General features: G+C 59.0%; 12 protein-coding genes, 2 tRNA genes and 1 riboswitch. Of the genes, 8 read left to right on the top strand and 6 right to left on the bottom strand.

Translation table 11 applies throughout. The features are described 5' to 3' along the window. Positions 1-283 precede the first annotated feature (283 nt). Positions 284-359 (bottom strand) — tRNA-Thr (locus RGR602_RS02700). Between the two features lie 124 nt (positions 360-483). Continuing rightward, on the bottom strand, positions 484-1,443 hold the full coding sequence (locus tag RGR602_RS02705; RefSeq protein WP_039843831.1) for an NAD(P)H-dependent flavin oxidoreductase: 960 nt from the start codon (positions 1,441-1,443) through the stop codon (positions 484-486). A gap of 280 nt (positions 1,444-1,723) precedes the next feature. Here RGR602_RS02705 and RGR602_RS02710 point away from each other — a divergent pair, with 280 nt between their 5' ends. Next, positions 1,724-2,908, top strand: a complete 1,185-nt coding sequence (locus tag RGR602_RS02710) for a hypothetical protein (RefSeq protein ID WP_039843832.1) — start codon at positions 1,724-1,726, stop codon at positions 2,906-2,908. A gap of 3 nt (positions 2,909-2,911) precedes the next feature. Here RGR602_RS02710 and ppk2 read toward each other — a convergent pair whose 3' ends face one another. Further along, positions 2,912-3,793: a polyphosphate kinase 2 gene (gene ppk2 / locus RGR602_RS02715; protein ID WP_039843833.1), complete on the bottom strand. Its 882-nt coding sequence runs from the start codon at positions 3,791-3,793 to the stop codon at positions 2,912-2,914. A 231-nt stretch (positions 3,794-4,024) separates the two neighbouring features. Between ppk2 and phoR the strand changes: the two genes are divergently transcribed. Beyond that, positions 4,025-5,245 carry a phosphate regulon sensor histidine kinase PhoR gene (gene phoR / locus RGR602_RS02720; protein ID WP_039843834.1) on the top strand — a complete coding sequence of 407 codons (1,221 nt, stop codon included), beginning with the start codon at positions 4,025-4,027 and terminating at the stop codon, positions 5,243-5,245. A gap of 106 nt (positions 5,246-5,351) precedes the next feature. On the opposite strand, the gene RGR602_RS02725 is transcribed toward phoR, so the two are convergent. Continuing rightward, positions 5,352-5,885, bottom strand: a complete 534-nt coding sequence (locus tag RGR602_RS02725) for a GcrA family cell cycle regulator (protein ID WP_039843835.1) — start codon at positions 5,883-5,885, stop codon at positions 5,352-5,354. Positions 5,886-6,305: 420 nt separating this feature from the next. Between RGR602_RS02725 and RGR602_RS02730 the strand changes: the two genes are divergently transcribed. From RGR602_RS02730 to RGR602_RS02740, 3 genes are all read left to right on the top strand, one after another. Continuing rightward, positions 6,306-7,505, top strand: coding sequence for an aspartate aminotransferase family protein (locus RGR602_RS02730; RefSeq protein ID WP_039843836.1), 1,200 nt, complete (start codon positions 6,306-6,308; stop codon positions 7,503-7,505). Positions 7,506-7,546: 41 nt separating this feature from the next. After that, positions 7,547-8,464, top strand: a complete 918-nt coding sequence (gene argF, locus RGR602_RS02735) for an ornithine carbamoyltransferase (protein ID WP_039843837.1) — start codon at positions 7,547-7,549, stop codon at positions 8,462-8,464. Between the two features lie 93 nt (positions 8,465-8,557). Then, entirely contained in the window at positions 8,558-9,553 is a 996-nt protein-coding gene (locus RGR602_RS02740) for an Hsp33 family molecular chaperone (protein ID WP_039843838.1), read from the top strand. Here RGR602_RS02740 and apaG read toward each other — a convergent pair whose 3' ends face one another. Next, on the bottom strand, positions 9,554-9,946 hold the full coding sequence (gene apaG, locus RGR602_RS02745) for a Co2+/Mg2+ efflux protein ApaG (protein WP_022713591.1): 393 nt from the start codon (positions 9,944-9,946) through the stop codon (positions 9,554-9,556). It abuts the gene before it with no gap. A 222-nt stretch (positions 9,947-10,168) separates the two neighbouring features. After that, positions 10,169-11,353, bottom strand: coding sequence for an O-succinylhomoserine sulfhydrylase (locus RGR602_RS02750; protein WP_039843839.1), 1,185 nt, complete (start codon positions 11,351-11,353; stop codon positions 10,169-10,171). Between the two features lie 46 nt (positions 11,354-11,399). Continuing rightward, a riboswitch (SAM riboswitch) is annotated at positions 11,400-11,478 on the bottom strand. 73 nt (positions 11,479-11,551) lie between these two features. On the opposite strand from RGR602_RS02750, the gene RGR602_RS02755 reads away from it, so the two are divergent. The 3 genes from RGR602_RS02755 to RGR602_RS02765 all read left to right on the top strand — a co-directional run bounded on the left by RGR602_RS02755 (position 11,552) and on the right by RGR602_RS02765 (position 14,340). Further along, a complete protein-coding gene (locus tag RGR602_RS02755; protein WP_039843840.1) occupies positions 11,552-12,646 on the top strand; it encodes a 2'-deoxycytidine 5'-triphosphate deaminase in 1,095 nt (364 codons plus the stop codon). A gap of 44 nt (positions 12,647-12,690) precedes the next feature. Further along, positions 12,691-12,764 (top strand) — tRNA-Gly (locus tag RGR602_RS02760). Between the two features lie 337 nt (positions 12,765-13,101). Then, a complete protein-coding gene (locus RGR602_RS02765) occupies positions 13,102-14,340 on the top strand; it encodes an ATP-binding protein (RefSeq protein ID WP_039843841.1) in 1,239 nt (412 codons plus the stop codon). The last annotated feature ends 113 nt before the right edge of the window (positions 14,341-14,453 follow it).

Consider the following 14,453-nt stretch of genomic DNA (forward strand, 5'->3'; position numbering starts at 1 on the left):
CTGCTAAGCGTCATGTTTGGCACTCCTCGATGCACTTGGCTTTGAAATCGTGATGCACTGAAAGAAATAATCGAGCGAGTGTGCGTCACGCATATTCTTCGCCGCAACATCCTTCATATGAGGTGAAAAGCCGATATAGGAATTCTGGCAAAGCCAGCATGGCCGCTGCCCATGGCTAAACTTGATGATCCGAAGGCTTGTCTTGTTGCAAACGGTCTATCAGGTTCCCGGTAAACAGCTGTGGTCTAGTCGGGCGTAAGGAACTGATTTACTTTAAGAAAAGTGGTGCCGCTTACGTGACTCGAACACGTGACCCCATCATTACGAATGATGTGCTCTACCGACTGAGCTAAAGCGGCAACTTGGCGGCCCAACTGGGCGGCCGTGATTTGCATGGCGCTGATACAGGCATTGTTTGAAGATTTCAAGCACCCTGTCGTGCCTTTGAAAAAAAAGACGCTCCCCTGTGGAAGGTGGCGCGGCTCAAAGCGCGAGGCGTGCGCGCGCTGCCCGGTATTCGCTTTCCAGCCTGTCAACGAGCTTGGCGACCGGCTCAACCGCCTTGATGGCGCTGATGCCCTGACCGCTGCCCCAGATGTCTTTCCAGGCCTTCGCGCCGCCGACTGCCTGCTCGAAATCCATCTTCGATGGGTCCGCCACCGGCAGGTTGTCCGGGTCGAGGCCGACGGCGTGGATCGATGGTTTCAGGTAATTGCCATGCACGCCGGTGAAATAATTGGAATAGACGATGTCGTTTGCAGCGCCCGCGACAATCGCCTGCTTGTAGGCTTCGGTGGCGCGCGCTTCCTCGGTCGCGATGAACGGCGTTCCGATATAGGCCATGTCCGCACCCATCGCCTGTGCTGCAAGGATCGCGCCGCCGGTGGCGATCGCGCCTGCCAAAAGCAGCGGACCGTCGAACCATTCACGGATCTCCTGCACTAGAGCGAAGGGTGACAGCGTGCCCGCATGCCCCCCGGCGCCCGCCGCTACCGCAATCAATCCGTCGGCACCCTTCCTAATCGCCGAATTGGCGTGGCGGTTGTTTATGACGTCGTGGAGCACGATGCCGCCATAGGAGTGTACGGCCGCATTCACCTCGGGCACGGCACCGAGCGAAGAGATCACGATAGGCACCTTGTATTTGACGCAGAGGCGCAGGTCGTGCTCCAGCCGCTTGTTCGACATGTGGACGATCTGGTTGACGGCAAAGGGTGCTGCCGGCCTGTCCGGATTGGCGGCGTTGTGGGCGGCGATGTCTTCGGTGATCATTGCCAGCCATTCGTCGAGCTGGCTTTCCGGCCGGGCGTTCAGCGCCGGAAAAGCGCCGATCACGCCCGCCTTGCATTGCGCCAGCGTCAGGGCCGGATGCGAGATGATAAAGAGCGGTGAAGCAAGAACCGGCAGTCTCAGGTTTTTGGTGAGGATTTTGGGAAGGGACATTGCGTTTCACCATCAAATTGACGTTTACGAAAACGTCAATTTGATACCAGACTTGATGAGCTAGGAAAAGAGCATGCTTGAGTGCCGAGGTGTCGATTGCGCAGAGATCGGCTGTCGGGATAAGTGGGCAAGGGTGGGGTAAGAGCCATATTTATTGCCTGCGATTCGAAATGCTGACAGCCGCAAGACTTGCGGTTTTCAACCATTGACGCTACCGAGTTTTGTTAGGCATTTGTAAAGATTTCAGGGTGATGCCTGATGCCAGCATGAAGGATCGGATGTGAGCGGATTAGAAACGGCAATCAGAACGGCGCTTAACAACTCCGATCGCGATAATCCGGAAGTCCGTGCAAGGATTTATCAATCGGCCCGCCAGGCGCTGGAGGCCGGCCTTCGCAAGCAGGATATCACCGACCGGGAAGCGGTTGCGCATCATCGTCATCGGCTCGAAACGACCATTCACATGATCGAGGCCGAAGAACGCGAGCGCCTGCATCCGCGCCAGGGTCCACCGGAAGTGCCCGTTCCGCCCGTCGCCGAAATCCCACCGCCGGTCAGGCACGACGAGCGCTTTGAACATGACGCGCCTCAGGTCGGCGGTGAAACACGAGCCTATTCGGCAAGGCCTGCCTACGACGAGTCGAGGCTTGATGACGTCCATGCCGCTGCGTCCGATCATCTCGGCGCTGCGCCTCAGACCGGCGAAGGCCTTGCACCCGAAAGCCGCCCCTCCGCCCATATGGATTTCCGGCCGGAGGGGGCTGCAAAGCGCCGCAAGCCGCGAAAATTCTTCTCGCGGCTGCTTGTCTGGTGCGTGCTGATCGCCTTCATCGGCATGGGGGCCTGGTGGGCTTATAAGTCCGGCCTCTTCCTGACGGCGGCCGAGCGCGACACCAGCGTCGCCAATCCGCCTGCCAGTACCGAGCCGGAAGACTTTGATGGTGCGGACGAAGGTGCCGCGAACACGGCACCGCATGTCGATCAGCCGGTCACGATCGACCCGCAGAACAGCTTCTCTGCGGAATGGATTGAGATATTCAAGCCTGCCGACGCTGCCAAGATCGAAAGCGGCCCGCGGGCGCGGACGGAAAACATCGCCGAAAACGATGGTCCGGCCGTTCGTTTGATCTCGGAAAGCAATGGCGCCGATGGCAATATCGGCATCAGCGTTCCCAAAGACGTACTTCGAGAGCTCGCCGGCAAATCCTCGACGATCGCGATCACGTTGCAATCGACGAGCGACGAGCCGACGCAGGTGATGGTCGAATGCAATTTCCAGACGCTCGGCAATTGCGCTCGCCATCGGTTCAGCGTCACCCGCGAAAAGTCCGACGCTCTGCTTCAGGTTACCTTCGACCGGTCGTTGGCGCCGAGTGGCGATGGCAGGCTGATGATCAACAGCGATGTCGACGGCAAGGCGCGGGGCATCAACCTCTACGCCGTGCGCATCCTGCCGGGGCAGTGACCCTTATTTGAGAAAGCCGGAGCCCGCGCCGATGATCTTGTCGTCGAGATCCCCAATCGCCTTGTCGTCCTTTCCGTCGTAATCCATTTTCTTCAGCATGTGACGGATGAGGTTGAGCCGCGCGCGGCGTTTGTCGTTGGCGCGGATGACCGTCCAGGGCGCAAATTCCGTATGCGTCGCCTCGAGCATCCGCTCGCGTTTGTCGCTGTAGTCGCCCCATTTGGTGAGCGCCGCGATATCCATCGATGAAAGCTTCCATACCTTCAGCGGATCGTGCCTGCGGTCGTGGAAGCGCTTGAGTTGCATCTCGCGGCCGATATCCAGATAAAACTTGAAGAAGTGAATGCCCTCGTGGGCAATGATCCTTTCCAGCTGCGGCGCTTGCTTGAGAAAATCCTCATATTGCTTGGGCGTGCAAAACCCCATGACCGGTTCGACACCTGCGCGGTTGTACCAGGAGCGGTCAAAGAGAACGAACTCGCCGGCCGTCGGAAACTGGGCGATGTAGCGTTGGAAATACCATTGGCCGAGTTCGCGGTCATTCGGCTTGGCGAGTGCGACGACGCGGGCAAGGCGCGGGTTCATGTGGGCGGAGGAGGCCGAGATGGCGCCGCCCTTGCCGGCCGCATCGCGGCCTTCAAAGAGCGCCATCACCCGTTTGCCCGTCGCCTGCAGCCAGAACTGCACTTTGACCAGTTCGATCTGCAGCTTTTCCAGCTCTTCGAGATACTCTTCCTCTTTCAGCTTTTTCTTGTAGGGGAAATCTCCCGATTCCAGCGCCTCTTCATCGATCCAGTCGGGAAGCACCGGATCATCGACATCGAAGACGCGCTTCTTGCCCCTGATGTCCAGTTCAACCGCGCGGCTTTCGACAGCTTCGGCCATATTTCCTTCTCCGCCTGTGGCTTTCTTCGCAGGCGATCATATTTTTCGTTGAAAATCAAATCGGTCGCGGCAGGCAAATTCCTGTGTGTATCGGTTGCGGCTTTTGCGGCAAATGGCAGGGGCGGAAAACTTCTGTCATGAATCACGGCTATCAGGCAGAGTTTGAATGTAAGAACGAACCGACCGGGCGAGGAACATTTGGAAGACGAAATGCCATGGACAACGGGGCTCATGGCCCGCATCCGGCAGCAGCGAACGGTGCTGCTCGCAGCGATCGTCATTGGCCTCGTTGCGCTTGCGGCCGGCATGAACAAGTGGGCGGTGCTGGCGCTTCTTGTCTTAATGATCGCCATTGTGCTTCTAAACAGCATGCCGGCCGTGCAGGCAAAGCTTGCGGAACCGCCGGAACTCGAACCGGAAGCGCCCGCAAGTCTGCTGCCCGCCGTCTCCGCAACGCTGGCTGGCCTCGATATACCCGTGATGCTCCTCTCAGGCGATGCCTCCGTTCTCTTCCAGAACCGCGCCGCGGAAAGGGCCTTTGGCGAAGTGGTGATCGGGGCGCATATTTCTGCACGCCTGCGCTCGCCGGGCATTCTGGACATGGTGGGAGAGACGATCGCCACCAACGCTCCCAATCAGATTGAGCATTCCGAGCGCTTGCCGTCGGAGCGCGTCTATATTGTTCGCAGCGCGCCGATCGACCTCGGCGGAGCCGGGAATGGCGAGCGCTTCTTCTTGCTTTCGTTCCGCGATATCTCCGAGGTGCGGCGCATCGATCGCATGCGGTCGGATTTTGTCGCCAATGCCAGCCATGAGCTGCGGACTCCGCTTGCGTCGCTCCGCGGTTTCATCGAGACGATCCAAGGCCCGGCAAAGAATGATCCGAAGGCGCAGGAGCGCTTCCTGGGCATCATGTTCGACCAGACGACTCGCATGAGCCGCCTTGTCGACGATCTTCTCTCGCTTTCCCGTCTTGAGCTCAAGTCGCACATCGCACCGGACGAGAAAGTCGATCTCGTGCCCTTGCTCGGCCATGTCAGGGACGCGCTGGTGCCGCTTGCCACGGAGGTTGGCGTCGAAATCAATCTGCACCTGCCGGAGGGCAAGGCGGAGGTTCTCGGAGACCGCGACGAACTGGTCCAGGTTTTTGAAAATCTCATGGAGAACGCATGCAAGTACGGCCAGGAAGGCAAGGTCGTCGATGTCCACGTCAAGAATGCATCCGGCGAGGCCGTTGAAGTCAGCATCGCAGATAAGGGCCCGGGCATTCCCGCGGAGCATGTGCCGCGCCTCACGGAGCGGTTTTATCGCGTCAATATAGAGGATAGCCGCTCCAAGAAGGGCACCGGTCTCGGTCTGGCGATCGTCAAGCATATCCTGACGCGCCACCGTGCACGGCTGATCGTCAAGTCCGAAATCGGTAAGGGAACGGAGTTCACCGTGCGTTTCTGACGACGTAAACCTGGAATAATGGTCGTGGATTTTAGGCCGAAATCCCGATTGAAGACGCAAAAAAACGGGCCCGCGAGGACCCGTTTCCATTTGTTACTTATCCGGCTCAGCTTGCGCGGGCTGCCGCCCGGCGGCGTTCGTTGACCGGCTGATAGGCAAGGCGCTGATGATAGCTGCAATAAGGGGAAGAGTCCGGGCTGTCGCAGCCGCAGAAGTGGAAGTCGTCCTTCAGCGGGTCGCCGACCGGCCACTTGCAGGTGCGCTCCGTGAGTTCCGTCAGACCGAGACGGCGGGAGATCGGCACGACAACGTTTGCGGCCGGACGATAGTCCATCTCCTCCATGAGATCGATCTCGACCTCTTCCTTGAGCATCGTCGCGCCCTGCTGGCGCGTGACGGTGCGCGTTGCCATCCGCGATGCATAATTCGGTGCGCGGACAGCCGAAGTATTGCGCTTCGGCGCGCGTGCGGTCGTCGTCGCGCCGCCGGCCTTGGCGCGACCGGGAAGGCTAAGCCTGTGGACCTTGCCAATGACCGCGTTCCTGCTCACTCCGCCGAGCTGCGCCGCGATCTGGCTCGCGCTCAACCCTTCGGACCAAAGCTTCTTGAGTTTTTCGACACGCTCGTCTGTCCAGTTCATGCCCTGTCTCCGCCGTTTAGCGTTGTGAAGGCAGAATCCCTCACCCTTGCTCCGGATACGTCCGAAGCAGGAAACGCCTGACCAATTGTGGTGACTAGTTCCGCCGCATGCAGTCTAGTAATTGAGTTTTAACCTAGTGTGAGGCTGACTCCGTGACAAGAGTCGCGGGAATCCGGATGAATCGAATTTCAAGTTTTCCCCAACTTGCTTCCCCAGCGAGTCATTTCTGCAACATTAGCTGTTGATAAACAGCTCGCCTGATCGGCTGTCGGCCGCATGCGCCCAAATCCGCAGTTTTGTTGACATTACGGCGCGAAACGTAAATAGTGGCCCTCGCCGCCGAAAGGCGGCATTTTTAATTTTTCGGGCCTGGTTTTTAGCCGGAGTCCGGTTGCCCTAACGCCGACAGGAGACCGCGCCATGGCTCAAGCCGCGCCGCTATATGACACCTATTCTCGCGCCCCTTTGCGGTTCGAGCGAGGTGAGGGCGTGTGGCTGATCACCGAGGGCGGCGAGCGATATCTGGATTTTGGCGCAGGCGTTGCCGTAACGTCCGTCGGCCACTGCAATCCGCATGTCGTTGGAGCCCTGAAGGCCCAGGCCGACAAGGTGTGGCATCTGTCGAACATCTATGAAATTCCGGGCCAGGAGGCGCTTGCCAAGCGGCTGACCGACGTCACATTCGCCGACAAGGTGTTTTTTACCAATTCCGGGGCCGAGGCGCTGGAATGCGCGATCAAGACCGCGCGCCGCTATCAGTATTCCAAGGGCCATCCAGAACGCTTCCACATCATCACATTCGAAGGCGCTTTCCATGGCCGTACGCTGGCGACGATCGCGGCCGGCGGTCAGGAGAAGTATCTCGAAGGCTTCGGTCCCAAGGCACCGGGTTTCGATCAGGTTCCGTTCGGCGATATCGAGGCGGTCCGCGCCGCCGTCACGGATGCGACGGCGGGCATCCTCATAGAGCCGGTACAGGGTGAGGGCGGTATTCGTCCGGCGACAAACGAATTCATGAAGGCACTCCGTCAACTCTGCGACGAGAAGGGCCTGTTGTTAATTCTTGACGAGGTTCAGTCCGGCGTCGGCCGCACTGGCAAGCTCTTTGCCCACGAATGGTCCGGCGTCACGCCGGATATCATGGCGGTTGCGAAGGGCATCGGCGGCGGCTTCCCGCTCGGCGCCTGCCTTGCGACGGCGGATGCAGCTTTCGCCATGAAGGCCGGCACGCATGGTTCCACCTATGGCGGCAATCCGCTTGCCATGGCGGTCGGCAGCGCAGTGCTTGACGTCATCCTGGCCGACGGTTTCCTGCAACATGTGCGCGACGTGGCGCTCGTCTTCCGCCAGGGCCTTGCCTCGCTAAAGGACCGCTATCCGGATGTTATCGAGAATGTGCGCGGCGAAGGCCTGATGCTCGGCATCAAGGCAGCCGTCCCGTCTTCCGAACTGCTGCAGGCCATTCGTGCTGCTCATCTTCTGGCCATTCCGGCGGGCGATAATGTCATCCGTCTCCTTCCGCCTCTGGTCGTCACGGCGGAGGAAGCGCGCGAGGGCCTTGCCCGCGTGGAGCGCGCTGCCGAAAGCATTCGCGCCGCAAAGACCAAGAAGACGGCTTGAACGGATAAGATCCCCTCAAGGGGCATACAGGTAAGAACGACATGGCTTTCCCCAGACACTTTCTCGATCTCTCGGCGGTAACCGCATCCGATCTCAGGTCGATCATGGATGATGCGATCCTACGCAAGCAGGCCTTCAAGGCCGGCAAGGGCGATAAGCCGCTCGCAGGCAAGATGCTGGCAATGATTTTTGAGAAGCCTTCGACGCGCACGCGCGTTTCCTTCGATGTCGGCATGCGCCAGCTTGGCGGCGAGACGCTTTTTCTCTCCGGCACGGAGATGCAGCTCGGCCGCGCGGAGACGATCGGCGATACAGCCAAGGTGCTCTCGCGTTACGTCGACGCGATCATGATCCGCACCACGGAGCATCACCGCATGCTGGAACTTGCCGAACGCGCGACGGTGCCGGTCATCAACGCGCTGACGGACGACACACACCCCTGCCAGATCATGGCCGACATCATGACCTTCGAGGAGCATCGTGGTCCCGTCAAGGGCAAGACGATCGCCTGGACCGGCGATGGCAATAACGTTCTGCACTCGCTGGTCGAAGGCGCTGCCCGTTTTGGCTATCGCATGAACATGGCCGTGCCTCTTGGTTCCGAGCCGAAGGATCACTATCTGAACTGGGCCCGCAACGAGGGCGCCCAGATCATGCTTGGCCATGATGCCGACCGTGCGGTCGAGGGTGCCGATTGCGTGGTAACCGATACCTGGGTCTCCATGAATCAGGAACATCGGGCCCGCGGTCACAACGTTTTCCAGCCCTATCAGGTCAACGCGGCTTTGATGGCAAAGGCCGGCAAGGATGCATTGTTCATGCATTGCCTGCCCGCCCATCGTGGTGAGGAAGTGACGGACGAAGTGATCGACGGCCCGCAATCCGTGGTTTTCGATGAGGCGGAGAACCGTCTTCACGCGCAAAAGTCGATTCTTGCATGGTGCCTGGGTGTGATCTGAACCATACTGGGCGCCACCTTTGGCCTGATGGCCTCGTGGCCGCGCGAGTGGAAAGGCTTCTGGTCTGCCGCTCGGACTACTAGGAGTAAGACCATGGCAGAAACCGCAAGTGCTCTCGGCGAGTTCGATTTCGCCGGCGATGATCACGTTGTCCCGTTCCAGGTAGAGGGCCTCGATGTGCGCGGCCGCGCCGTCCAGCTCGGTCCCATGCTGGATGCGATCCTCGAGCGCCATCACTATCCGGCACCTGTTGCCCGGCTGCTCGCCGAAGTCATTGTGCTGACGGTGCTTCTCGGGACGTCGCTCAAGTTCGAAGGCAAGTTCACGGTGCAGACCAAGGGCGATGGCCCTGTCGATCTCCTCGTCGCTGATTTCTCGACGCCGGAGAACGTGCGTGCCTATGCGCGCTTCGATCAGGCGCTGCTCGACAAGGCAGTCGCTGCCGGCCAGACCGAGCCGGAACAGCTTCTTGGCAAGGGCGTGCTGGCTTTCACCATCGACCAGGGCAAGTTCAGCCAGCCCTATCAGGGTATCGTTGCGCTCGACGGTACCTCGCTTGAGGATATTGCCGGCACATATTTCCGTCAGTCGGAGCAGATCCCGACGCGGGTCCGCCTGGCTGCCGCCGAATTGTTTGACCGCGACGAGGCGGGTAAGCCGCGCCACCGCTGGCGCGCCGGCGGTCTCGTTGCGCAGTTCTTGCCGGAAGCGCCGGAGCGCATGCGCCAGCCCGACCTCCACGGCGGCGACGGCGACAACGCCGCGCTGGCACACAAGGAAGACGACGCCTGGACCGAAGCGCGCGCGTTGGTCGATACCATCGATGCGGACGAACTGACGGATCCGCAGGTCGGAATCGAACGCCTGCTCTTTCGCCTCTTCCACGAGCGTGGCGTGCGTGTTTTCAGTACCCGGGCAGTTTTCGACCGCTGCAGCTGCTCGCGCGAGAAGATCAAGAATGTGCTGAAGGGCTTTTCGGACGACGAGATCGACGCCAGCCAGGAGAATGGCGAGATTGCCGTTACCTGCGAATTCTGTTCCACGACCTATCGGTTTGAGGTCGTGGAAGTCGCATCGGCTGCGGAATGATCAATTCAGCACTCTGAGCAGCCCGGGAGAATCCAGCGAGAAGGCGGGTATTTCGACATCGAAAAGCTCGCCGTCCTCCGTTTCCATCTGGTAGTGCCCGAACATGAGGCCGGAAGGCGTATCGAGCGGACAGCCGGACGAGTATTCGTAGGTATCGCCAGGTTCCAGCCGGGGCTGCTCGCCGACGACCCCAGGACCGGTCACCTCGTCCACCAGGCCGTTCTGATCGGTGATGTTCCAGTAGCGATTGATGAGCCGTACTGTCAGGTCCGAATTATTGCTGATCACGATCCGGTAGCCCCAGACATAGCGATCATCATCCGGATCGGATTGCTCCTCCAGATAAAAAGGCTCGACGACAACTTCGATATCTCGTGTGAGCGCGCGGTACATGCCTTACACCATAGCCAAGATATGTTACCCGTATCTTATAGAGCGCTCGATCCGTCAAGAAACGGCACATGCATCATCCTTCAAACCGCGATGATTGCACGTCGTTTTGAACATTAGTCCTAATTTTCGAAGTTAATTCCCGTATTAAAGCGAAGCTCTCGCGCCATTTCTTAGGTGGAGCATGCGGCCGGACCGGCAAGGTCCGGCCGTGGCAATCGCCGGTCAGGACTTAATCTTTGAAAGAGCCTGAGCGAAATCTTCGATCAGGTCATCAGCATCCTCGATGCCGAGCGAAAGGCGAACGGTGCCGGGAGAAATGCCTAGTTCCGCACGGGCCTCATCGCTCAGGTTCTTGTGCGTCGTCGTTCCCGGATGTGTGATCAGGCTCTTGGAATCGCCGAGATTGTTCGAGATTTTGATGATATCGAGCGCATTCTGCAAGGCGAAGGCTGCTTCCTTCCCGCCCTTCAGCTCGAACGCGACGAGCGTCGAGCCGCCGGACATCTGCTTGGCGATGATATCGGCCTGCGGATGATCCTTGCGGCCCGGATAGATCACCTTGGCCACTTGCTTCTGTTCGGCAAGGAAGTCCGCGATCCTGGCAGCACTCGCCGTCTGCTGCTTGACGCGCAGCGGCAGCGTTTCGATGCCCTTCAGAAGCGTCCAGGCATTGAACGGCGACATGGCCGGACCTGTGTGGCGGAAGTAGTCGTGCAGATTTTCGTCGATCCATTCCTTATCGGAAAGCACGACGCCGCCGAGGCAGCGTCCCTGGCCGTCGATATGCTTGGTCGCGGAATAGACGACGATATGGGCGCCGAGCTCCAGGGGCTTTTGGAAGAGCGGCGTTGCGAAGACGTTGTCGACGACCACCTTGGCGCCGATCTCGTCGGCGAGCTTGGCAACGCCTGCGATGTCGATCACTTCCAGCGTCGGGTTCGTCGGGCTTTCGAGGAAGAAGACCTTCGTCGCCGGGCGGATCGCCTTCTCCCAGTTTTCGAGATAGCGGCCGTCGATGAGCGTGCATTCGATGCCGTATTTCGGCGCAAGCGTTTCGACCACCCATCGGCAGGAGCCGAAGAGCGCGCGGGCGGCAACGATATGGTCGCCGGCCTTCAACTGGCAGAGGATCGCCGCGGTGACGGCAGCCATGCCGGAAGCGGTGGCGCGGGCGTCTTCGGCGCCTTCGAGCGCGCACATCCGCTTTTCGAACATATCGTTGGTCGGGCTTCCGTATCGGGCATAGATGAAGCCGTCCGTCTCGCCCTTGAATCGGGCTTCCGCCGCTTCAGAGGTATCATAGACGAAACCTTGCGTCAGGAAGATCGCTTCCGAAGTCTCGCCATATTGCGAGCGCAGCGTCCCTTCGTGAACGAGTTGAGTTGCCGGGCGCCAAGTCTTGCTCATGCCATCACCACCTTCAAACAACAAAAAAACCGGCCGCAAAAGCAGACCGGTTTCATACCCGGTCTTTTTAGCCACTTCTTTAACGTGGCTGCAAGCCGACCGGCCAAATCACCACGGGATAAAGCTGCAATACTGCTGTTAGCTTCTTGCGTCAATTCCTTGAGTTTGGTTTTGTCTGAGGCAAATTATGGATGGAGCATGATGGCTCGGGAAACTGGAATCTTGGCCGATCGCGCAATTGCTGCGCTGTTAGAAACGGGCCGCCTCACGAGTGAGCGGGAACTGGACCGCGATCAGATCCAGCCGGCCAGCCTGGACCTGCGCCTGGGCGCCAAGGCGTTCCGGGTCCGGGCAAGTTTCATGCCGGGTCCCTCGCATCTCGTTGCCGACAAGCTCGACCGGCTGAGCCTGCACGTCATCGATCTCTCCGAAGGTGCCGTGCTCGAAACGGGCTGCGTCTATATCGTGCCTCTCATGGAGCGGCTCGATCTTCCGGCTGAAATGTCCGCCTCGGCCAACCCGAAGAGCTCGACTGGCCGCCTGGACATCTTCACCCGTGTTATTACCGACTACGCGCAGGAATTCGACAAGATTCCTGCCGGTTATTCTGGCCCGCTTTATCTGGAAATCAGCCCGCGCACGTTCCCAGTCGTCGTGCGCCGCGGCTCGCGCCTCTCGCAGATACGGTTCCGGGTCGGGCATTCAATTCTCGGCGAGCCGGAACTGCAGGCGCTGCATGATGCGGAAACGCTGGTTGCAAGCTCCAAGCCGAACGTTTCGGGCGGCGGCATTGCGCTGTCGATCGACCTGGCGGGCGACACGGATGGCCTGATCGGCTACCGCGGCAAGCATCACACGGCCGTCGTCGATGTCGATAAGAAGGCTGAGCACGATATATTCGATTTCTGGGAGCCGCTTTACAGCCGCGGCCGCAATGAACTGATCCTCGATCCGGACGAGTTCTATATCCTCGTTTCGCGCGAGGCCGTGCACGTTCCCCCGCACTACGCAGCCGAAATGACGCCTTTCGATCCGCTCGTCGGCGAGTTTCGCGTGCACTATGCCGGCTTCTTCGATCCAGGCTTCGGCCACGCGCCAGCCGGCGGCATGGGCAGCCGCGCCGTTCTCGAAGTTCGCAGCCATGAGGTGCCTTTCATCCTCGAGGACGGCCAGATCGTCGGCCGCCTGGTTTACGAGCACATGCTGGAGAAACCCGAAAGCCTTTATGGTTCCGGCCTTGGATCGAATTACCAGGCCCAGGGCCTGAAACTCTCGAAGCACTTCCGCATCTGAGAGCCTTGACACCGACACCCATCTGTTGGAAGGCTTCCGTCATCGCGGGTGTAGCTCAATGGTAGAGCAGCAGCTTCCCAAGCTGAATACGAGGGTTCGATTCCCTTCACCCGCTCCAGCTTCTCTCTGTCCGACCCGGGGGCGCAAGCTTGCAGCGCAGGGCGGCTTTCACCGCAAACTGCTTTGCAGGAAGACTTCGTACGAGCAGCCGAATTTCGGCCCTTCAGAACCAGGTTACTCGGATCTTCGGCTGCTGTTCCTGGCAGTCGTCAGTGCATTAATTTAGTCTTGAAAGTTTTCAGGATGGGTTTTTGTTGGCCAGCTCCTGCTACAATGCCATCAAAAGAGCATGCGAGCTGCCCTAAGCTCTTTATCCGAAATGGACGCTCTTGAAATCCGAAATAGACGCATATAAATTCCGAAATGGACGCAGAAAGAATCCTAATTGGACGAAGATGATCGCGCAAGTGCCTCTCTATCCACGATATGCAAATGACCGTGTCACCGTTGCGCTGACGGATACGCCCGTTGTGATGGTGAACGGGCCTCGCCAATGTGGCAAGACTACGCTCGTAAGAGGGCTCAAGAATCACAGCCGCCGTTATATTACCCTTGACGATGAGACGGTACTGGCTTCCGCGCGTGCCGACCCTGCGGGCTTCATTCGAGAACTTGACGTTGCGACCATTGACGAAGTTCAGCGTGCGCCCGACCTGTTGCGAGCGATCAAACGAACGGTGGATGATGACCGCCGGCCCGGTCGCTTTCTGCTAACAGGCTCGGCCAACATTCTTGCGATGCCGACCATTGCGGAAAGTTTGGCCGGGCGCATGGAAGTCGTTACCTTGCTTCCGCTGTCTCAAGCGGAAATCAAAGGACATAAAGTCGATTTCATCGAGGACGCCTTCGCTGGCAAGATCCACCAGCCAACAAATTTGGCTCTCGGCAAGGAACTGATCGATATTGTCGTAACCGGGGGCTACCCAGAGGTTCTTGCCCGCCGCGACAGTCGCCGTCGAGCGGCATGGGCGAGAGAATACACTCGAGCGATCATTGAACGAGACGTGCGCGACATCATTGAGGTAGACAAGCTCGAGCAGATGCCGCAATTGATACGGGCGCTCGCCAGCCATGCGAGCCAACTCACGAACTTCTCACAGCTTGGCGGTCACCTCCGCCTCGACGACAAAACGGTACGGCGTTACATCGGCATACTCGAACACGTCTTTCTCATAAGGCGTATCGAGCCTTGGTTTCGCAACGATCTCAAGCGGATCGTCAAGACACCGAAGTTACACTTCCTAGATACTGGGTTGTTGTCCGTTCTGCTCGGCGCAAGCTCTGAACGGATTACAGCCGACCGTTCGCAATTCGGAGCGATTCTGGAGAGTTTCGTCATCTCCGAAATTCTTAAAATCGCAAGTTGGTCCAGTGCAGAGGTTCGACTTTCGCACTATCGCGACAAGGATCAGGACGAGGTCGATCTCGTCATGGAGAATGAAGTAGGCTCGCTTGTGGCCATGGAAGTCAAAGCATCCGCTACAGTCTCTGCCGGTGATTTCAAGGGATTGCGAAAAGTGGCGCAGGCGGCCGGTAAAGATTTCCGTCTGGGACTTGTGCTTTACGACGGTGACACAGTTCTTCCCTTCGGCGAGCGCCTCTTCGCAGCACCGCTGTCATGCCTTTGGAACTGAGTGCGATCAAAAGTGCTCTAAAGCAGGATCTGCGGTTCCACTCCCATCAACGCGACCAACCTAACAGTGTCCGCCCCGGCGACACAGGTAACAGATCGTGCCTTGTAGGGGCC

The sequence above is a fragment of the Rhizobium gallicum bv. gallicum R602sp genome (assembly GCF_000816845.1).
Classification (GTDB): Bacteria; Pseudomonadota; Alphaproteobacteria; order Rhizobiales; family Rhizobiaceae; genus Rhizobium; species Rhizobium gallicum.